Raw genomic sequence first — 22,043 nt, 5'->3', positions numbered from 1 at the left:
GATATGTATCTGCTCATGACCCTTTTTGTGGTCATTATTGCCATACCGGTCATTATCTGGATCAAGCATGAAAACAAAAAGCATTAACCCTGAACCACATCCCCCTGAAGCTGCTGCCTGAAAATCAGGTCCACATTCCATTTCCGTTGCGGGTCATTAGCGAACATTTTCAGATAGCTTTGTGCCTGCATCAGATTTTCTTCCGTTTCTCCGTCCGAAATGTAGGCACGGAACATCAAGTAATTGATTACCGGGTTCAGCCAGACGGTATCCAGTTCCATGTCGGTAGGATCGTTTCCAAAGTCGGTAATGGTGACCGGAACCGGTGTTCGGTTGATCATAATATTGATGATGTGATTGGCCGCTGGCACTGGGTAGACGTAAAACACGCCGGGGCTTTTCTCGTCGTAGATAAACCGTTCCACATTCGTTCCGGTGGTGACAGACCAGTTGGCTATTAATGAATCCAGTGACTCACGGGTAGTTTTAGTGACCGATCTGCCGGTATTTTCGTTGTCGATGATATCCATTAACCGTTAGGCTTCAATGGGTACACTCTGCCTTGCCTTGGCCTGACAGTTAAAATTAGTCACCTGCGAATAGGTATCAGGGCGGTTCTGCACCACGGCCAGCTGAGCTCCGTCTTTGTCGCAAGGGAACAAGTCTTTGTTCACTTGCTTGATCCATGACCTTGAAAAAATTTCACGGATCAGGGCTCTGTTTTTTTCCTGGTTTCACTGACCCCAATATTTTGAACTTCCATTACAAAACCGACTCTAACAGATCAAATCAACTTTAGATGTCTTTTTAAGGCACGGGTAAGTACTGACTTTTGAACTCAGGAGGGGCCAGACATGAACCCTTTGAACAACAATTCCGGCCATGACGATTTACTCCCGCCAGAACCCAAGCGACCTAGACTGGAGGAAACAGCAACGAGTGTCTGTGTCGGCAGAGACATTAATGTATATTACCAAAACCAATCGCCATTGCTTTGTTTACCCTACGAAACAAAATCGATGATTATTCGCTATTTGGGTCTTCGCGAGATTACCCGTTTGGCAAGGGTATGCAGGTACCTTCGCGATTTTGTTGAAACCGATAAAGCACTGGAAAGAGGGTGGTATCAACGGTTTCCTTCACCTCACCAAGATCAACTAAAGGCCACGATAACGAAAAAAAATGAGCAACAACTCCGTGCCTGGTTAAAGCCGTTTGTGGATAAGGACACTGTCGAGTCACTTTTAAAACAACGAGAAAGTACTTACTTTCCTGTTCAGCTCCTTTTCATCAACAGCAAACTGATGTCTCAATGTAAACTATTCAGCCCAGTGGAAAAACTCGAAATTGCCCATTCCAGCAATGTCTGCACCGCCACCTTCAGCACCGATGGCCGTCACCTGGTAACCGCCAGTTATGATGGAACAGCAAAAATCTTCGGCCTGGAGACCCATGGATCATGGGAATCAAAAGGCACCATCTCCCATAATAATTGGGTCACATCAGCCAGCTTCAGTCTCGATGGCCGTCATGTGGTGACTGCCAGTAAAGATCACACGGCGAAAATCTTTGGTCAGCAGGATGATGGATCATGGGAAGAAAAAGTCATTATTACCCATATTGATCAGATCAGTTCAGCCAGCTTCAGTACTGATGGGCGCCGCGTGGTGACTGCCAGTTTGGATCATACGGTGAAAATCTTTGCTCAGGGGAGCGATGGATCATGGCAACCGGAGGGCATTATTGACCACAGTAGTCAGGTCTGTTCGGCCATGCTCAGCGCCAATGGCCATCATCTAGTGATTTGCGATGCAGATTATGCTGTAAAAATCTACGCTCAGGGGGTCGCTGGATCATGGGTAGAAAAAGCCACCATTCAACACAAGAAAGCAATCTCCTCAGCAGACTTCAGCGCCGATAGCTGCTATCTGGTAACCTCCAGTTTTGATTGCACGGCAAGAATCTGTGGCCTGCAGGCCGATGGATCATGGAAAGAAATAACTGCGATCCATCATGGCGATGTGATCTGCTCAGCCAACTTCAGCGCCGATTGCCGTCATGTGGTGACCGCCAGTTGGGATGGCAGTGCAAAAATCTATAGCCAGAATGTCGATTCATCATGGCAAGAAAAAGCCCGCATTTTTCACACCAGGGAAGTCAACTCAGCCAACTTCAGCGCCGATTGCCTCCAAGTGGCGACCGCCAGTAATGACAACACGGCAAAAATCAATGGCCTGCAGGCCGATGGATCATGGCAGGAAGAAGCCTGTATCACCCATAGCGGGAGTGTCTTCTCAGCCGACTTCAGTGCCGATGGTTGTCATATGGTAACCGCCAGTTTGGATCGCACAGCGAAAATTTGTGGCCAGCAGGCCGACGGATCATGGCTGGAAAAAGCCACCCTCCAACACGAGGATGAAGATGCAGTCCACCAGGCCACTTTCAGTGCCGATAGCCGACATGTGGTAACCGTCACCGAGTACACAGCGAAAATTACTGAACTATTGAAGAACGATCAATGATCGAATGAGCGTATTTTTGCTTGGCTCCACTGACCTCAATCTTTTTTGAACTACCACTATAAAACTGAGTCGAACAGATAGAATCCATTTAAAATATCCTTTCCAGGCGAGGATAAAGACTGATTTTGGAGCTACGGAGCAATCAGGGATGAACCCTATCACCAGCAATTCAGAGATACACAAATCACTTTCGCCAAGACCTTTGCAACCTCAGCTTGAGGAAGCATCAACGGGTGTCAGTGCAGGTAGGGACGTTGCTTTATATCACAACAATAACTCTCCGATTTTAGCTTTGCCCGAATTAACACAGTTAAAGATTATTCGCTGTCTGGATTTTCGAGAGATTACCCGTTTAGCAAAGGTATGCCGATATTTTCGCGATTTTGTTAAACAAAACAGAGCTCTGGAAAGAGCATGGGATCGCCGGTTTCCTTCACCACACCTTTATCAACTAAAGGCCGCAATTAAGACAAAAGACGAGCAACAGCTCCGTGATTGGTTGCAGACGTTTGCAAATTCAGAAACTATCGAGTCACTCATAAAACACAGAAAGAGTTCTTATTTTCCTGTCCAGTTACTTTTCAGCAACAGTAAACTGATGTCTGAATGTAAAAAATTCAAGTTAGTGGAAAAAGCCGAAATGACTTATTCCTTCTACTTTGACTCAGTCACCTTCAGCGCCGATGGTCGCCATCTGGTCACCGGTGGGGATAAAAGGGCGAAAATCTTCGGCCAGAAGACCGATGGATCATGGGAACTAAAAGGCATCATTTCCCACAGTAGTTACTTCTACTCAGCTAGCTTCAGTCCCAATGGTCGTCATTTGGCGACCGTCAGTTCGGATTGCCAGGCGAAAATATATGGCCAGGAGGATGATGGATCATGGAAAGAGAAAGCCATCCTTCCTCATATTGGTCCGGTCTATTCAGTCACTTTCAGTGCTGATGACCGCCGTATGGTGACTGCCAATGCTCATAGGACGAAAATCTTTAGTCAGGGGGACGATGGATCTTGGGCATTAGAGAGTACTATTGAACGTGGTAGTTCGGTCTCTTCGTCCGTAATCAGCTGCAATGGCCATCATCTGGCGCTCTGCAGTAAAGATTGCTCTGTAAAAATCTACGCTCAGGGGCCCGCCGGATCATGGGTAGAAAAAGCCAGCATTCAGCACAGTTTCGAAATCAAATCCGCCAACTTCAGCGCCGATAGCCTCCATGTGGTGACCGTCAGTGGTGACAGAACGGCAATAATCAGTGGCCTACAGACCGATGGATCATGGAAAAAAGCAGCCAAGATTTATCATAATCTTTGGCGCTTCTCAGCCAACTTCAGCGCCGATAGCTGCCATCTGGTAACCGCCAGTCGGGGCGGCAAGGCGAAAATACTTAGCAAGACGGCCGATTCATCATGGCAAGAAAAAGCCTGCATTTCTCACACCGAAGAGATCACCTCAGCCAACTTCAGTGCCGATTGCCGCCATCTGGTGACCGGCAGCAAGGATAACACGGTAAAAATCATTACCCTGCAGGCTGATGGATCATGGCAAGAAGAGGCCATCATCATTATCCATCAGAACTGCATCACCTCAGCTACCTTCAGTGCCGATGGCTGTCATATGGTAACTACCAGCCTGGATGGTACAGCGAAAATATGTGGCCAGGAGGCTGACGGGTCATGGCTGGAAAAAGCTACCATTCAACACGAAAGTCCAGTCAAATCAGCCGCTTTCAGCGCCGATAGCCGACTTGTGGTGACGGTTACTTCTTACGCGGCAAAAATCACTGAACTATGCAAGGACGATGATGATCCAATGGGTCTGACCCAACCTCAGCCTGAGGTTAGTTGTCTCCTCTTTTGATCCATGACTTTGAAAAATTTTTCTGGATCAGGGCTCTGTTTTTTTCCTGGTTTCACTGACCCCAATATTGTGAACTTTCATCATAAAACCGAGTCTAAGCTGTCGAATCCATTTTGAATGTTTTTTTCCTACAAGGATAAATACCCACCTTGAAGTTTTGAAGGAGTCGGGCATGGGACCTGTTAACAGCAATTCGGGTATTGACTCGCCAACACATGGACAAGCTTACCTTGAGGAAGTGCCAACGGTTGTCAGTGCAGGCAGGGAGATTAGTGTATACAACCAAAACCAATCGCCATTGCTCCGTTTACCCTACGAAACAAAATCGATGATTATTCGCTATTTGGGTTTTCGCGAGATTACCCGTTTGGCAAAGGTATGCAGGTATCTTCGCGATCTTGTTGAAAACGATAAAGCACAGGAAAGAGCATGGGGTCGCCGGTTTCCTTCACAACACCAATATCAACTAAAAGCCACGATAACGAAAAAAGATGAGCAACAACTCCGTGATTGGTTGGCGCCTTTTGCTAATAAGGACACTACCGAGTCGCTCATTGAACACCGAAAGAATATTCATTTCCCTGTTGAGTTACTTTTCACCAACAGTAAATTGATGTCTCTATGTAAAAAATTCAAGCAAGTGGAAAAAATCAGGATTACTCATGCTGGTCCTGTCTCCGAAGCCACTTTCAGTCCCGATGGCCACTTCCTGGCAACCGCCAGTTTTGATAACACAGCAAAAATCTACCGCCTGGAGGCCAATAGATTATGGGAAGAAAAAGCCACTATTACCCATAGTAGTATGGTCATGTCAGTCAGCTTCAGCCCCGATGGCCGTTATCTGGTCACTGCCTGTCACGATGGCACAGCGAAAATCTGTGGTCTGAAGGATGATGGATCATGGGAAGAAAAAGCCATTATTCACCATATTGATCATGTCAGTTCAGCCAGCTTCAGTGCTGATGGGCGCCGTGTAGTGACTGCCAGTCTGGGTCATACGGTGAAGATCTTTGGTCAGGGGGGCGATGGATCATGGCAACCGGAGGGCATTATTGACCATAGTAGTCCGGTCTGTTCGGCCATGCTCAGCGCCAATGGCCATCATCTGGTGATCTTCGATGAAGATTATGTTGTAAAAATCTACGCCCAGGGGGTCGCTGGATCATGGTTGGAAAAAGCCACTTTTCAACACAAGAAAGCAATCAGCTCAGCCAGCTTCAGCGCCGATAGCTGCCATCTGGTAACCGCCAGTTTTGATTGCACGGCGAGAATCTGTGGTCTGCAGGCTGATGGATCATGGCAAGAAATAACGGCTATTCATCATAGTGACGTGATCGGCTCAGCCACCTTCAGCGCCGATTGCCGTCATGTGGTCACTGCCAGTATGGATGGCAAGGCGGAAATCTATAGCCAGAAGGCCCCTGCATCATGGCAACATAAAGCCTGCATTTCCCACAACGGAGGGATCAACTCAGCCAACTTCAGCAGCGATTGCCTCCATGTGGTGACCGCCGGTGATGACAACACGGCAAAAATCAGTGGCCTGCAGGCCGATGGATCATGGCAAGAAGAAGACAGCATTATCCATAAGGAGTGTGTCATCTCAGCCACTTTCAGTGCCGATGGTTGTCATTTGGTCACTGCCAGTGCAGATGGTACAGCGAAAATTTGTGGCCAGGAGGCCGACGGATCATGGCTGGAAAAAGCCACCCTCCAACACGAGGATGAAGGTGCAGTCCAATGGGCCACCTTCAGTGCCGATAGCCGACATGTGGTAACCGTCACCGAGTACGCAGCGAAAATCACTGAGCTATTTTTCCCGGATCAGGGCGCTTCTTTTTCTTATTTCCACTGACCTCAATATTTTGAACTTCCGTCGTGAAAATGACTCTAACAGATCAAATCAACTTTAGATGTCTTTTCCAGGCAGGGGTAAGTAATGACTTTTGAACACAAGAGGAGCCAGACATGAACCCTTTGAACAACAATTCCGGCCGTGACGATTTACTCCCGCCAGCACCCAGGCGACCTCGACTGGAGGAAGCGGCAACAGGTGTCTGTGCAGGCAGAGACGTTAATGTATATCACCAAAATCAATCGCCATTCCTCTGTTTACCCTACGAAACAAAATCGATGATTATTCGCTGTTTGGGTTTTCGCGAGATTACCCGTTTAGCAAAGGTATGCAGGCATCTTCGTGATCTTGTTGAAAACGATAAAGCTCTGGAAAGAGCCTGGTTTCGCCGGTTTCCTTCTCAACACCAATATCAACTAAAGACCACGATAAAGAGAAAAGATGAGCAACAACTCTGTGACTGGCTGGCACCGTTTGCGGATAAGGACACTGTCGAGTCACTTTTCAAACAACGAGGAAGTACTTACTTTCCTGTTCAGCTCCTTTTCACCAACAGTAAACTGATGTCTCAATGTAAAAAATTCAAGCTGGCAGAAAAAGCCAAAATTACCCACGCTTCTTATGTCACCACAGCCACCTTCAGCGCCGACAGCCGCCGTGTGATGACCGCCAGTGTGGATCATAAGTTGAAAATCTATGGCCAGGAGAATGGTGGAACCTGGGAAGAAAAAAACACTATTACCCATGATGGTTCAGTCATGTCGGCCAGCTTTAGCACTGATGGCCATCATGTGTCAGCCACCGGTTGTGATAAGACATTCATTATCTACAGTCAGGCGGACAATGGATCCTGGGAAGCAAAAGCCACCATTCCCCATGTTCCCACTGCCAAATCAGTCACCTTCACTGCTGATGGTCGCCGTTTGGTGACTGCCGGTACAGATCACACGGTAAAAATCTTTGGCCAGGGAAACAATGGATCATGGGAATTAGAGGACACCATTGACCATACCACTCCGATCGAATCGGCCAGGTTCAGCGTCGATGAGAGTCTTCTGGCGATCCACGATACACATTTCGTTGTTACAACCTATGGCAAGGGGGCCGCTGGAAAATGGGTGGAGAAAGCCACCCTTCAAGGCACCCATATCGCACTTGCCGATATCAGCGCCGATAGCTGTCACCTGTTAACCAAAGATTCAGGTTACAAGGCAAGTATCTTTAACCTGCAGGCCGATGGATCATGGAAAAAAGCGGTCACGATTTCCCATGATTATATACTCGAAACAGCCACCTTCAGCGCCGATAGCTGCCATGTGGTGACCGCCAGTTGGGATTATAAGGCGAAAATCTATAGCCGCAGAGCCGATTCATCATGGCAAGAAAAAGCCTGCATTACCCACAAGTACGAAGTCATCTCAGCCACCTTCAGTGCCGATTGCCTTCATGTGGTGACTATCAGTAAAGATAACAAGGCAAAAATCAGTGGCCTGCAGGCCGATGGATCATGGCGAAAACAAGCCAGCATTACCCATAAGGAAAAAATCCTCTCAGCCACCTTCAGTGCCGATGGTCGTCTTGTGGTGACCGCCAGTGCAGATGGTACGGCGAGAGTTTTTGGTCTGCAGACCGAAGGGAAGTGGCTGGAAAAAGCCACCATCCGACACGAGAGAGGAGTCCTCTCAGCCGACTTCAGTCCCGATGACCGATATGTGGTGACCATCAGTAATGATTACAGTGCAAGAATCACTGAGCTGCGGAAGGACGATGATGATCAAATGAGCATAACCCACCTCTTGTCTGAGGCTAGTTGCCTCCTCTTTTGATCCATTACCTTGAAAAATTTTCCCGGATCAGGGCTCTGTTTTTCCTGGTTTCACTGACCTCAATATTGTGAACTTTCATCCTAAAACTGAGTCTAAGTCGTCGAATTCATTTTGAATGTCTTTTTCATACAAAAAAGATAAATACTCACATTGTAGTTTTGAAGGAGCCAGAAATGGGCCCTGTTAACAGCAACTCGGGCATTGACTTGCCGACACCTCGACAACCTCAACTTGGGGAAGCATCAACAGTTGTCAGTGCAGGCAGGGAGGTTAGTGTATACATGCAAAATCAATCGCCATTCCTCTGTTTACCCTACGAAACCAAATCGGTGATTATTCGCTGTTTGGGTTTTCGCGAGATTACCCGTTTGGCAAAGGTATGCAGGTATCTTCGCGATCTTGTTGAAAACGATAAAGCTCTGGAAAGAGCCTGGTATCGCCGGTTTCCTCCACGACACCAATATCAACTAAAGGCCATGATAACGGAAAAAGATGAGCAACAACTTCGCGACTGGTTGGCGCCGTTTGCAGATAAGGACACTGTCGAGTCACTTTTAAAACAACGAGAAAGTACTTACTTTCCTGCTCAGCTCCTTTTCACCCGGAGTAAACTGATGTCTCAATGTAAAAAATTCAAGCTGGTAGAAAAAGCCAAAATTCCCCATGCTGGCATCAGCAAAGACACCTTCAGTGGCTTCGGCCGCCGTGTGGTGGCCGCCAGTGTGGATCATAAGTTGAAAATCTATGACCAGGAGAATGGTGGAACCTGGGAAGAAAAAAACACTATTACCCACAATGGTGCAGTCATGTTTGCCTGCTTTAGCTCTGATGGCCGTCATGTTTTAGCCGCCGGTTATGATAAGACAGTCACTATCTACAGTCAGGCGGACAATGGATCCTGGGAAGCAACAGCCAGCATTCCTCATGTTCTCAATGTCAGATCATTCACCTTCATTGCTGATGGCCGACGTTTGATGACTTTCGGCCCGGATCACGCGGTGAAATTCTTTGGTCAGGGGGACGATGGATCATGGGAATTAAAGGACATTATTTACCATACCAGTCCGGTCATTTCGGCCAGGTTCAGTGCCGATGAGAGTCTTCTGGCGATCCGCGATATAAATTCCGTTGTTACAATCTACGGCAAGGGGGCCGCTGGATCATGGCTGGAAAAAGCCACCCTTCAAGGCACCCAGGAAGCAATTAAAGATATCAGCGCCGATAACTGCCACCTGTTAACCAGAACAGGTTTCGAGATAAATATTTTTAACCTGCAGGCCGATGGATCATGGAAAAAAGCGGCCACAATTTCTCATGATTATGCACCCATCTCAGCCACCTTCAGCGCCGATAGCTGCCACGTGGTCAGCGCCAGTCGGGATTACAAGGCGAAAATCTATAGTCGGAGAGCCGATTCATCATGGCAGGAAAAAGCCTGCATTACCCACAATGACGAACTCTTCTCAGCCACCTTCAGTGCCGATTGCCTCCATGTGGCGACCACCAGTGTTGATAAGACGGCAAAAATCCATGGCCTGCAGGCCAATGGATCATGGCGAGAAGAAGCCAACATTAGCCATAAGAGCAGCGTCTCCTCAGCCACCTTCAGTGCAGATGGTTGTCATGTAATAACCACCAGTGTGGATGGTACGGCGAAAATTTATGGCCAGGAGGCCGATGGGTCATGGCTGGAAAAAGCCACCACCCGACACGAGAGACTAATCACCTTAGCCGAATTCAGTCCCGATAGTCGATATGTGATGACCCTCGGTGTTGATTGCATTGCGAGAATCACTGAGCTGCGCAAGGACGATGATGATCGAATGAGCGTAAACCAACGCCTGCGTGAGGCTGGTTGTCTCCTCTTTTGAACCATGACCTTGAAAAACTTTCACGGATCAGGGCTCTGTTTTTCCTGGTTTCACTGACCTCAATATTTTGAACTTTCAGCATAAAACCGAGTCGAATCCATTTTGAATGTCTTTTTCATACAAGGATAAATACCAACTTTGGAGTTTTGAAGGAGCCAGGCATGGGACCTGTTAACAGCAATTCGGTTATTGATTCGCCAACACATGGACAAGTTCAACTTGAGGAAACGCCAAAGGCTGTCAGTGCAGGCAGGGAGGTCAGTGTGTACATCCAAAATCAATCGCCATTCCTCTGTTTACCCTTTGAAACAAAGTCGATGATTATTCGCTATTTGGGTTTTCGCGAGATTAACCGTTTAGCAAAGGTATGCAGGCATCTTTGCGGTCTTGTTGAGTACGATAAAGCACTCCAAAGAGCATGGTTTCGCCGTTTTCCTTCACAACACCAATATCAACTAAAGGCCATGATAGCGAAAAAAGATGAGCAACAACTCCGCGACTGGTTGGCGCCGTTTGCGGATGAGGACACTGTCGAGTCACTTTTAAAACAACGAGAGAGTACTTACTTTCCTGCTCAGCTCCTTTTCACCAACAGTAAACTGATGTCTCAATGTAAAAAATTCAAGCTTGTAGAAAAAACCAAAATTCCCCTTGCTAAAGGTACCAACACAGCCACCTTCAGCGCCGTCAGCCGTCGTGTGTTGGTCGCCAGAGTGGATCATACGTTGAAAATCTATGGCCAGGAGAATGGTGGAACCTGGGAAGAAAAAAATACTATTACCCATAATGGTCCAGTCAGGTCGGCCTGCTTTAGCTCTGATGGCCGTCATGTTTTAGCCACCGGTTATGATAAGACAGTCACTATCTACAGTCAGGCAGACAATGGATCTTGGGAAGCGACAGCCAGCATTCCCCATGTTCTCAATGTCGAATCATTCACCTTCACTGCTGATGGCCGACGTTTGATGACTTTCGGTCCAGATCACACGGTGAAATTCTTTGGTCAGGGGGATAATGGATCTTGGGAATTAAAGGACATTATTTACCATATCAGTCCGGTCATTTCGGCCAGGTTCAGCGTCGATGAGAGTATTCTGGCGATCCGTGATATAAATTCCGTTGTTACAATCTACGGCAAGGGGGCCGCTGGATCATGGGTGGAAAAAGCCACCCTTCAAGGCACCCAGAAAGCAATTAAAGATATCAGCGCCGATAACTGCCACCTGTTAACCAGAACAGGTGTCGAGATAAATATTTTTAACCTGCAGGCCGATGGATCATGGAAAAAAGCGGCCACGATTTCTCATGATTATGAACCCATCTCAGCCACCTTCAGCGCCGATAGTTGCCATGTGGTAACTTCCAGCTGGGATTACAAGGCGAAAATCTATAGCCGGAGAGCCGACTCATCATGGCAAGAAAAAGCCTGCATTACCCACAAGAAAGAAGTCTGCTCAGCCACCTTCAGTGCCGATTGCCTCCATGTGGCGACCACCAGTAATGATAACACGGCAAAAATCCATGGCCTGCAAGCCAATGGATCATGGCGAGAAGAAGCCAACATTAGCCATGAGAGCAGCGTCATCTCAGCCACCTTCAGTGCAGATGGTTGTCATGTAATAACCACCGGTACGGATCGTACGGTGAAAATTTATGGTCAGGAGGCCGATGGATCATGGTTGGAAAAAGCCACCATCCGACACGAGAGAGGAGTCACCTTAGCCAAATTCAGTCCCGATGATCGATATGTGATGACCCTCGGTCTTGATAACAATGCGATAATCACTGAGCTGCGGAAGGACGATGATGATCGAATGAGCATAACCCACCTCTTGTCTGAGGCTAGTTGCCTCCTCTTTTGATCCATTACCTTGAAAAATTTTCCCGGATCAGGGCTCTGTTTTTCCTGGTTTCACTGACCTCAATAGTGTGAACTTTCAGCATAAAACCGAGTCGAATCCATTTTGAATGTCTTTTTCATACAAGGATAAATACCAACTTTGGAGTTTTGAAGGAGCCAGGCATGGGACCTGTTAACAGCAATTCGGGTATTGACTCGCCAACACATGGACAACCTCAACTTGAGGAAGCATCAACGGTTGTCAGTGCAGGCAGGGAAGTTAGTGTATACCACCAAAATCAATCGCCATTCCTCTGTTTACCCCACGAAACAAAGTCAATGATTATTTGCTATTTGGGTTTTCGCGAGATTACCCGTTTAGCCAAGGTATGCAGGCATCTTCGCGATCTTGTTGAAAACGATAAAGGTCTGGAAAGAGCCTGGTTTCGGCGGTTTCCTTCACAACACCAATATCAACTAAAGGCCATGATAACGAGAAAAGATGAGCAACAACTTCGTGACTGGTTGGCGCCGTTTGCGGATGAGGACACTGTCGAGTCACTTTTAAAACAACGAGAAAGTACTTACTTTCCTGCTCAGCTCCTTTTCACCAACAGTAAACTGATGTCTCAATGTAAAAAATTCAAGCTGGTAGAAAAAGCGGAAATCCCCCTTGCATACGCTCTCAACACAGCCACCTTCAGCGCCGACAGCCTCCGCGTGGTGACCGCCAGTTTGGATCATAAGTTGAAAATCTATGGCCAAAAGAATGGTGGAACCTGGGAAGAAATAAACACTATTATCCATGATCGTCCAGCCAAGTCGGCCAGCTTTAGCTCTGATGGCCGTCATGTATTGGCTACCGGTTATGATAATACATTCACTATCTATGGTCAGGCAGACAATGGATCATGGGAAGCAAAAGCCACCATTCCCCATGTACTTAATGCCAGTTCAGCCACCTTCACCGCTGATGGCCGCCGCTTGGTAACTGGCGGTCCAGATCAGACGGTGAAATTCTTTGTTAAGAGAGACAACGGATCATGGGAATTAGAGGAGACTATTTACCATACCAGTGCGATCGATTCGGCCAGGTTCAACGACGATGAGAGTCTTCTGGCGATCCACGATATACATCTCGTTGTTACAATCTATGGCAAGGGGATCGCTGGATCATGGGTGGAAAAAGCCACCCTTCAAGGCCCCCAGACCGAAATCGCCAATTTCAGCGTCGATAGCTGCCATCTGTTAACCTTCAGTCCAGGTCACAAGGCAGATATCTTTAACCTGCAGGCCGATGGATCATGGAAAAAAGCAGCCTCAATTTATCATGATAATTTGATCATCACAGCCACCTTCAGCGCCGATAGCTGCCATGTGGTGACCGCCAGTTGGGATCACAAGGCGAAAATCTATAGCCGTAGGGCCGATTCATCATGGCAGGAAAAAGCCTGTATATCCCACGCTAGAAACATCAGCTCAGCCACCTTCAGTGCCGATTGCCTCCATGTGGTGACCACCAGTCACGATAATACGGCAAAAATCAGTGGTCTTCAGGCCGATGGATCATGGCAGGAAGAAGCCAGCATTATCCATAAGCGCAATGTCACCTCAGCCTGCTTCAGCGCCGATGGTTGTCATGTGTTAACCGCCAGTGCGGATGGTACGGCGAAATTTTGTGGTCTGCAGGCAGATGGGTCATGGCTGGAAAAAGCCACCATCCAGCACGCAAGAGGAGTCACCTCAGCCAATTTAAGTCCCGATGATCGATACGTGCTGACCGTCAGTGTTGATTACAGTGCGAGAATCACTGAACTGTGGAAGGACGATGATGATCGAATGAGTGTAACCTGACGCCTGCCTGATTAGTGGTCTCCTCTTTTGACCCATGACCTTGAAAAATTTTCCCGGATCAGGGCTCTGTTTTTCCTGGTTTCACTGACCTCGATATTGTGAACTTTCATCCTAAAACTGAGTCAAATGCATTTTGAATGTCTTTTTCATACAAGGATAAATACCACCTTTGGAGTTTTGAAGGAGTAAGGCATGAGCCCTGTTAACAGCAATTCGGGTATTGACTCGCCAACACATGGACAACCTCAACTTGAGGAAGCATCAACAGTTTTCAGTGCAGGCAGGGAGGTTAGTGTATACAACCAAAATCAATCGCCATTCCTCTGTTTACCCCACGAAACAAAATCGATGATTATTCGCTATTTGGGTTTTCGCGAGATTACCCGTTTAGTAAAGGTATGCAGGCATCTTCGCGATCTTGTTGAAAACGATAAAGCTCTGGAAAGAGCCTGGTTTCGGCGGTTTCCTTCACAACACCAATATCAACTAAAGGCCATGATAACGAAAAAAGATGAACAACAACTCCGTGACTGGTTGGCGCCGTTTGCGGATGAGGACACTGTCGAGTCACTTTTAAAACAACGAGAAAGTACTTACTTTCCTGCTCAGCTCCTTTTCACCAACAGTAAACTGACGTCTCAATGTAAAAAATTCAAGCTGGTAGAAAAAGCCAAAATTCCCCGTGCTGGCGGTATCAACGGAGTCTCCTTCAGTGCCGTCAGCCGTCGTGTGGTGGTCGCCAGTGCGAATCGTAAGTTGAAAATCTATGGCCAGGAGAATGGTGGAACCTGGGAAGAAAAAAACACTATTACCCATCATAATGGTGCAGTCATGTCGGCCAGCTTTAGCTCTGATGGCCTTCATGTGTTAGCCATTAGCTATGATAATACAGTCACTATTTACAGTCAGGCGGAGAATGGATCTTGGGAAGCAAAAGCCACCATTCCCCTTCTCAATGTCAGATCCATCACCTTCACTGCTGATGGCCGCCATTTGATGACTGTCGCTCCAGATCAGACGGTGAAATTCTTTGGTCAGGGGGACAATGGATCATGGGAATTAGAGGACATTATTTACCATACCAGTCCGGTCAATTCGGCCAGGTTCAGTGTCGATGAGAGTCTTCTGGCGATCCAGGATACACATTTCGTTGTTACAATCTATGGCAAGAGGGCCGATGGGTCATGGGTGGAAAAAGCCACCCTTCAAGACACCCCGAGCGTAATTGTCAATATTAGCGCCGATAGCTGCCACCTGTTAACCTACAGTTCAGATCGCACGGCAAATATCTATGACCTGCAGGCCGATGGATCATGGAAAAAAGCAGCCACGATTTATCATGATGATGCAATCGCCTCAGCCACCTTCAGCTCCGATAGCTGCCATGTGGTGACCAACGGTTGGGATTGCAAGGCGACAATCTATAGCCGGAAGGCTAATTCATCATGGCAAGAAACAGCCTGCATTACCCACAAGGGCATAGTCTTCTCAGCCACCTTCAGTGCCGATTGCCTTCATGTGGTGACCACCAGTACTGATAACACGGCAAAAATCTATGGCCTGCAGGCCAATGGATCATGGCGAGAAGAAGCCAACATTAGCCATAAGAGCATCCTCTACACAGCTACATCATTCAGTGCCGATGGTCGTCTTGTGGTTACCGCCAGTGAGGATCGTACGGCGAAGGTTTTTGGTCTGCAGACCGAAGGCGCATGGCTGGAAAAAGCCACCATCCGACACGAGAAAGGAGTCACCTTAGCCAAATTCAGTCCCGATAGTCGATATGTGATGACCCTCGGTGTTGATAACACTGCGATAATCACTGAGCTGCGGAAGGACGATGATGATCGAATGAGCATAACCCACTTCTTGTCTGAGGCTAGTTGCCTCCTCTTTTGATCCATTACCTTGAAAAATTTTCCCGGATCAGGGCTCTGTTTTTCCTGGTTTCACTGACCTCAATAGTGTGAACTTTCAGCATAAAACCGAGTCAAATGCATTTTGAATGTCTTTTCATACAAAGATAAATTCCCACTTTGGAGTTTTGAAGGAGCCAGGCATGGGCCCTGTTAACAGCAATTCGGGTATTGACTCGCCAACTCATGGACAACCTCAACTTGAGGAAGCATCAACGGTTTTCAGTGCAGGCAGGGAGGTTAGTGTATACCACCAAAATCAATCGCCATTCCTCTGTTTACCCTACGAAACCAAATCGATGATTATTCGCTATTTGGGTTTTCGCGAGGTTACCCGTTTAGCCAAAGTATGCAGGTATCTTCGCGATCTTGTTGAGTACGATAAAGCACTCGAAAGAGCATGGTTTCGCCGGTTTCCTTCACAACACCAATATCAACTGAAGGCCATGATAACGAAAAAAGATGAGCAACAACTCCGTGACTGGTTGGCGCCGTTTGTGGATAAGGACACTGTCGAGTCACTTTTAAAACAACGAGAAAGTACTTACTTTCCTGCTCAGTTCCTTTTCACCAAGAGTAAACTGAAGTCTCAATGTAAAAAGTTCGAACTGGTAGAAAAAGCCGAAATTCCCCATTCTGAAGTTATCAACACAGCCACCTTCACCGCCGACAGCCGCCGTGTAGTGACCACCAGTTGGGATAATAATTTGAAAATCTATGGCCAGGAGAATGGTGGAACCTGGGAAGAAAAAAACACTATTACCCATAATGGTGCAGTCATGTCGGCCAGCTTTAGCTCTGATGGCCGTCATGTGTCAGCCACCGGTTATGAAAACACAGTCACTATCTACAGTCAGGCAGACAATGGATCCTGGGAAGCAAAAGCCACCATTCCCAATGTTCGTAATATCAGTTCAGTCACCTTCACTGCTGATGGGCTTCGTTTAGTGACTGCCGGTACAGATCACACGGTGAAAATCTTTGGCCAGGGAGACAATGGATCATGGGAATTAGAGGACACCATTTACCATACCACTCCGATCGAATCGGCCAGGTTCAGCGTCGATGAGAGTCTTCTGGCGATCCACGATACACATTTCGTTGTTACAACCTATGCCAAGGGGGCCGCTGGAAAATGGATGGAGAAAGCCACCCTTCAAGGCACCCATATCGCAATTGCCGATATCAGCGCCGATAACCGTCACCTGTTAACCAAAGATTCAGGTTACAAGGCAAATATCTTTAACCTGCAGGCCGATGGATCATGGAAAAAAGCGGCCACGATTTCCCATGATTATACACTCGCCACAGCTACCTTCAGCGCCGATAGTTGCCATGTGGTGACTTCCAGTTGGGATTACAAGGCGAAAATCTATAGCCGGATAGCCGATTCATCATGGCAAGAAAAAGCCTGCATTACCCACAAGGACGAAGTCTTCTCAGCCACCTTCAGTGCCGATTGCCTTCATGTGGTGACCATCAGTAAAGATAACACGGCAAAAATCAGTGGCCTGCAGGCCGATGGATCATGGCGAAAACAAGCCAGCATTACCCATAAGAACGTACTCCGCTCAGCCACCTTCAGTGCCGATGGTCGTCTTGTGGTTACCGCCAGTGCAGATGGTACGGCAAAAGTTTTTGGTCTGCAGACCGATGGGGCATGGCTGGAAAAAGCCACCATCCGACACAAGGAAGCAGTCAACTCAGCCGACTTCAGTCCCGATGACCGATATGTGGTGACCATCAGTAATGATTACAGTGCGAGAATCACTGAACTGTGGAAGGACGATGATGATCGAATGAGCCTGACCCAACGCCTGCCTGAGGTTAGCTGTCTCCTCTTTTGACCCATGACCTTGAAAAATTTTCCCGGATCAGGGCTCTGTTTTTTTCCTGGTTTCACTGACCTCAATATTGTGAACTTTCAGCATAAAACCGAGTCCAACCTGTTGAATCCATTTTGAATGTCCTTTTCGTGCATTCAGTCTTCCAGCTGCTTAACAGTGATACCCAGAGCTTGCGCCACACGGGACAGGGTTCGTTCGGTTGGCGATTCCGTGTTCTCAATTTGGGCCATAGCCGACTGGCTGATACCGAGCCGGTCAGCCAGTTGTTTCTGGGTCAGTTTTTTATACTTGCGCCATGCAGTAATCAGGCTCAAACCCTGTAGCTGGAACCCCACCACTTCATGGGGGAAATAGGCTTCAGTGGCCTGACCAGTGAGCTGCAGCCATTGGTCATAAGGAACGACTGCAAAAGCCGGTTTACCGGAATGAGTAATGATCTGGACGTCAGTAGGTATGTTCATTTCTACGTTTAACCTCTTCTATGGTGACGATACGAACAGCACCGTCGAAGTTGAAAAAGACTCTGAAAGGTCCCACTCGTAAACGATATTCGTACTCATGGTTCGTCAGTTTCTTTATGTTCTGACAAGCCGGAAAGCACTCAAGAGCTAACACTTCTTCATGTATTTTTTTGGCTTCTTTATTAGGCAGTTTAAGAAGCTGCTTACGGGCTTTGTTGGACCAGCTTATAGTATTCATGACTTATATTATAAGTTAATTTATTAGAATTACAGTCTAACAACCACCATTTTTTCTGCCCCACGGAATGGCGGTTTTTTTATGCCTGAACTAAGCGAACATGCAAACGCTGGTACCATCAGGTGATTAACACCTGCCTGAGGCTGGTTGTCTCCTCTTTTGCTTTTGACCCACGACCTTGAAAAATTTTCACGGATCAGGGCTCTCTTTTTCCTGGTTTCACTGACCTCAATAGTGTGAACTTTCAGCATAAAACCGAGTCGAATCCATTTTGAATGTCTTTTTCATACAAAGACAAATACCAACTTTGGAGTTTTGAAGGAGCCAGGCATGAGCCCTGTTAACAGCAATTCGGGTATTGACTCGCCAACTCATGGACAACCTCAACTTGAGGAAGCATCAACGGTTTTCAGTGCAGGCAGGGAGGTTAGTGTATACATGCAAAATCAATCGCCATTGCTCTGTTTACCCTACGAAACAAAATCGATGATTATTCGCTATTTGGGTTTTCGCGAGATTACCCGTTTAGCCAGGGTATGCAGGCATCTTTACGATCTTGTTGAGTACGATAAAGCTCTGGAAAGAGCATGGTTTCGCCGGTTTCCTTCGCAACACCGATATCAACTAATGGCCATGATAACGAGAAAAGATGAGCAACAACTTCGTGACTGGTTGGCGCCGTTTGCGGATGAGGACACTGTCGAGTCACTTTTAAAACAACGAGAAAGTACTTACTTTCCTGCTCAGCTCCTTTTCACCAACAGTAAACTGATGTCTCAATGTAAAAATTTCAAGCTGGTAGAAAAAGCCGAAATTCCCCATGCTAACTTTATCAACACAGCCAACTTCAGTGCCGACAGTCGGCGTGTGGTGACCGCCAGTTTGGATCATAAGTTGAAAATCTATGGCCAGGAGAATGATGGAACCTGGGAAGAAAAAAACACTATTACCCATAATGGTGCAGTCAGGTCGACCTCATTTAGCTCTGATGGCCGTCATGTGTTAGCCGCCGGTTATGATAAGACACTCACTATCTTCAGTCAGGCGGACAATGGATCCTGGGAAGCAAAAGCCACCATTCCAAATGTTCTTAATTTCAGATCAGCCACCTTCACTGCTGATGGCCGCCGTTTGATGACTGTCGCTCCAGATCACACGGTGAAATTCTTTGGTCAGGGGGACAATGGATCATGGGAATTAGAGGACATTATTTACCATACCAGTCCGGTCAATTCGGCCAGGTTCAGTGTCGATGAGAGTCTTCTGGCGATCCACGATATAAATGCCGTTGTTACAATCTATGGCAAGGGGGCCGGTGGATCATGGGTGGAAAAAGCCACCCTTCAAGGCACCCAGGAAGCAATTAAAGATATCAGCGCCGATAACTGCCACCTGTTAACCAGAACAGGTGTCAAGATAAATATTTTTAACCTGCAGGCCGATGGATCATGGAAAAAAGCAGACACGATTCCTCATGATTTTATACCCACCACAGCCACCTTCAGCGCCGATAGCTACCATGTGGTCACCGCCGCCAGTAGGGATCACAAGGCGAAAATCTATAGCCGGAGGGCTGATTCATCATGGCAAGAAACAGCCTGCATTACCCACAAGGACGAACTCACCTCAGCCAACTTCAGTGCCGATTGCCTCCATGTGGTGACCACCAGTGAGGATGGTACGGCAAAAATCATTGGCCTGCAGGCCAATGGATCATGGCAAGAAGAAGCCAACATTAGCCATAAGAACAGCGTCTACTCAGCCACCTTCAGTGCCGATGGTCGTCTTGTGGTAACCGCCAGTGCCGACGGTACGGCGAAAGTTTTTGGTCTGCAGACCGATGGCGCATGGCTGGAAAAAGCCACCATCCGACACGAGAGAGGACTCATGTCAGTCAACTTCAGTCCCGATGACCGACACGTGATGACCACCACTGATAATTACATTGCGAGAATCACTGAGCTGTGGAAGGACGATGATGATCAAATGAGCACAATCCAGCACCCGCCTGAAGCTGATTGTCTCCTCTTTTGAGCCATGACCTTGAAAAATTTTCCCGGATCAGAGCTCTGCTTTTTCCTGATTTCACTGACCCCAATATTTTGAACTTTCATCCTGAAGCCGAGTCGAATCCATTTTGAATGTCTTTTTCATACAAAGATAAATTCCCACTTTGGAGTTTTGAAGGAGCCAAGCATGAGCCCTGTTAACAGCAATTCGGGTATTGACTCGCCAACTCATGGACAACCTCAACTTGAGGAAGCATCAACGGTTTTCAGTGCAGGCAGGGAGGTTAGTGTATACATGCAAAATCAATCGCCATTGCTCTGTTTACCCTTCGAAACAAAATCGATGATTATTCGCTATTTGGGTTTTCGCGAGATTACCCGTTTAGCCAAGGTATGCAGGCATCTTCGCGATCTTGTTGAAAACGATAAAGCTCTGGAAAGAGCCTGGTTTCGCCGATTTCCTTCACAACACCAATATCAACTAAAGGCCATGATAGCGAGAAAAGATGAGCAACAACTTCGTGACTGGCTGGCGCCGTTTGCGGATGAGGAAACTATCGAGTCACTTTTAAAACAACGAGAAAGTACTTACTTTCCTGCTCAACTCCTTTTCACCAACAGTAAACTGATGTCTCAATGTAAAAAATTCAAGCTGGTAGAAAAAACCGAAATTCCCCATGCTGACTATATCAGGACAGCCACCTTCAGTGCCGACAGCCGCCGTGTGGTGACCGCCAGTTGGGATTATAAGTTGAAAATCTATGGCCAGGAGAATGATGGAACCTGGGAAGAAAAAAACACTATTACCCATAATGGTCCTGTCAGGTCGGCCTGCTTTAGCTCTGATGGCCGTCATGTGTTAGCCGCCGGTTATGAAAGGGCATTCACTATCTACAGTCAGGCGGACAATGGATCCTGGCAAGCAAAAGCCACCATTCCAGATGTTATTAATGTCAGATCAGCCACCTTCACTGCTGATGGCTGCCGTTTGATGACTGTTGGTCGAGATCACACAGTGAAAATCTTTGCTCAGGGAGACAATGGATCATGGGAATTAGAGGAAACCATTTGCCATACCAGTCCGATCGAATCGGCCAGGTTCAGCGCCAATGAGAGTCTTCTGGTGATCCAGGATACAGAATTAGTTGTTTCAATCTACGGCAAGGAGGCCTCTGGATCATGGGTGGAAAAAGCCACCATTGAAGAAAACCCGATCATAATTGTCAATATCAGCGCCGATAGCTGCCACCTGTTAACCAAAGATTCAGATCACAAGGCAATTATCTTTAACCTGCAGGCCGATGGATCATGGAAAAAATCAGCCACGATCTCCCATGATGATATAATCATCCTGGCCACCTTCAGCGCCGATAGCTGCCATATGGTGACCACCGGTTGGGATCACAAGGCGAAAATCCACAGCCAGAGGGCTGATTCATCATGGCAGGAAAAAGGCTGCATCACCCACAGTAACGAGATCACCTCAGCCACCTTCACTGCCGATTGCCTTCATGTGGTGACCACCAGTAGAGATAACACGGCAAGAATCAGTAGTCTTCAGGCCGATGGATCATGGCAAGAAAAAGCCTGCATTAGCCATAATAACAGCGTCCACTCAGCCACCCTCAGTGCCGATGGTTGTCATATGGTAACCGCCAGTACGGATGGTACGGCGAAAGTTTTTGGTCTGCAGACCGATGGGTCATGGCTGAAAAAAGCCATCATCCGACACGATAAAGGAGTCATCTCAGCCAACTTCAGTCCCGATGACCGACATGTGGTGACCGTCAGTTTTGATGCCAGTGCGAGAATCACTGAACTATCGAAGGCCGATGATGATCGAATGTGCTTAACCCACCTCCTGTCTCAGGCTGAATGCATCCTCTTTTGATCTATGACCTTGAAAAAAAATTTCCCGGACCAGGGCTCTGTTTTTTCCTGGCTTC

14 protein-coding genes are annotated in these 22,043 nt (G+C 47.3%); 11 read left to right on the top strand and 3 right to left on the bottom strand.

The features are described 5' to 3' along the window. Window positions 1–83 precede the first annotated feature (83 nt). A complete protein-coding gene (locus ACO6V5_RS20475) occupies window positions 84–530 on the bottom strand; it encodes a DUF6682 family protein (protein ID WP_422413464.1) in 447 nt (148 codons plus the stop codon). Window positions 531–854: 324 nt separating this feature from the next. Between ACO6V5_RS20475 and ACO6V5_RS20470 the strand changes: the two genes are divergently transcribed. The 9 genes from ACO6V5_RS20470 to ACO6V5_RS20430 all read left to right on the top strand — a co-directional run bounded on the left by ACO6V5_RS20470 (window position 855) and on the right by ACO6V5_RS20430 (window position 17,389). Continuing rightward, a complete protein-coding gene (locus ACO6V5_RS20470) occupies window positions 855–2,522 on the top strand; it encodes an F-box/WD repeat-containing protein (protein ID WP_422413466.1) in 1,668 nt (555 codons plus the stop codon). A gap of 148 nt (window positions 2,523–2,670) precedes the next feature. Then, the gene (locus tag ACO6V5_RS20465; protein WP_422413468.1) at window positions 2,671–4,380 is read left to right on the top strand and encodes an F-box protein; all 1,710 of its coding nucleotides are present in this window, start codon (window positions 2,671–2,673) and stop codon (window positions 4,378–4,380) included. 172 nt (window positions 4,381–4,552) lie between these two features. Continuing rightward, window positions 4,553–6,235 (top strand): F-box/WD repeat-containing protein, encoded by a 1,683-nt coding sequence (locus ACO6V5_RS20460; protein ID WP_422413470.1) that lies wholly within the window; start codon window positions 4,553–4,555, stop codon window positions 6,233–6,235. 113 nt (window positions 6,236–6,348) lie between these two features. Continuing rightward, window positions 6,349–8,061 carry an F-box/WD repeat-containing protein gene (locus ACO6V5_RS20455; RefSeq protein WP_422413472.1) on the top strand — a complete coding sequence of 571 codons (1,713 nt, stop codon included), beginning with the start codon at window positions 6,349–6,351 and terminating at the stop codon, window positions 8,059–8,061. Window positions 8,062–8,234: 173 nt separating this feature from the next. Next, window positions 8,235–9,932 carry an F-box/WD repeat-containing protein gene (locus ACO6V5_RS20450; RefSeq protein WP_422442008.1) on the top strand — a complete coding sequence of 566 codons (1,698 nt, stop codon included), beginning with the start codon at window positions 8,235–8,237 and terminating at the stop codon, window positions 9,930–9,932. 161 nt (window positions 9,933–10,093) lie between these two features. Then, window positions 10,094–11,794 carry an F-box/WD repeat-containing protein gene (locus ACO6V5_RS20445; protein ID WP_422409859.1) on the top strand — a complete coding sequence of 567 codons (1,701 nt, stop codon included), beginning with the start codon at window positions 10,094–10,096 and terminating at the stop codon, window positions 11,792–11,794. Window positions 11,795–11,955: 161 nt separating this feature from the next. Next, window positions 11,956–13,626 carry an F-box/WD repeat-containing protein gene (locus ACO6V5_RS20440; RefSeq protein WP_422409861.1) on the top strand — a complete coding sequence of 557 codons (1,671 nt, stop codon included), beginning with the start codon at window positions 11,956–11,958 and terminating at the stop codon, window positions 13,624–13,626. 192 nt (window positions 13,627–13,818) lie between these two features. Further along, entirely contained in the window at window positions 13,819–15,525 is a 1,707-nt protein-coding gene (locus ACO6V5_RS20435; RefSeq protein ID WP_422135936.1) for an F-box-like domain-containing protein, read from the top strand. Window positions 15,526–15,685: 160 nt separating this feature from the next. Next, complete coding sequence (locus tag ACO6V5_RS20430) at window positions 15,686–17,389, top strand: F-box/WD repeat-containing protein (protein WP_422135937.1); 1,704 nt, start codon at window positions 15,686–15,688, stop codon at window positions 17,387–17,389. Window positions 17,390–17,523: 134 nt separating this feature from the next. Here ACO6V5_RS20430 and ACO6V5_RS20425 read toward each other — a convergent pair whose 3' ends face one another. Together ACO6V5_RS20425 and ACO6V5_RS20420 are read right to left on the bottom strand one after the other, a co-directional pair. After that, the gene (locus ACO6V5_RS20425; RefSeq protein ID WP_422135938.1) at window positions 17,524–17,850 is read right to left on the bottom strand and encodes a helix-turn-helix domain-containing protein; all 327 of its coding nucleotides are present in this window, start codon (window positions 17,848–17,850) and stop codon (window positions 17,524–17,526) included. Further along, a complete protein-coding gene (locus ACO6V5_RS20420; RefSeq protein WP_422135939.1) occupies window positions 17,834–18,088 on the bottom strand; it encodes a type II toxin-antitoxin system RelE family toxin in 255 nt (84 codons plus the stop codon). The genes ACO6V5_RS20425 and ACO6V5_RS20420 overlap by 17 nt, the downstream gene beginning before the upstream one ends. A gap of 330 nt (window positions 18,089–18,418) precedes the next feature. On the opposite strand from ACO6V5_RS20420, the gene ACO6V5_RS20415 reads away from it, so the two are divergent. Both ACO6V5_RS20415 and ACO6V5_RS20410 read left to right on the top strand, forming a co-directional pair. Continuing rightward, a complete protein-coding gene (locus ACO6V5_RS20415) occupies window positions 18,419–20,122 on the top strand; it encodes an F-box/WD repeat-containing protein (RefSeq protein WP_422409864.1) in 1,704 nt (567 codons plus the stop codon). A 162-nt stretch (window positions 20,123–20,284) separates the two neighbouring features. After that, window positions 20,285–21,988, top strand: a complete 1,704-nt coding sequence (locus ACO6V5_RS20410) for an F-box/WD repeat-containing protein (RefSeq protein ID WP_422409866.1) — start codon at window positions 20,285–20,287, stop codon at window positions 21,986–21,988. Window positions 21,989–22,043 lie beyond the last annotated feature (55 nt).

The organism is Endozoicomonas sp. ALD068 (genome assembly GCF_049310145.1).
Taxonomy (GTDB): domain Bacteria; phylum Pseudomonadota; class Gammaproteobacteria; order Pseudomonadales; family Endozoicomonadaceae; genus Endozoicomonas_A.
Note: the sequence above shows the minus strand (reverse complement) of the source record. Positions and strands in the feature narration are given on the sequence as shown.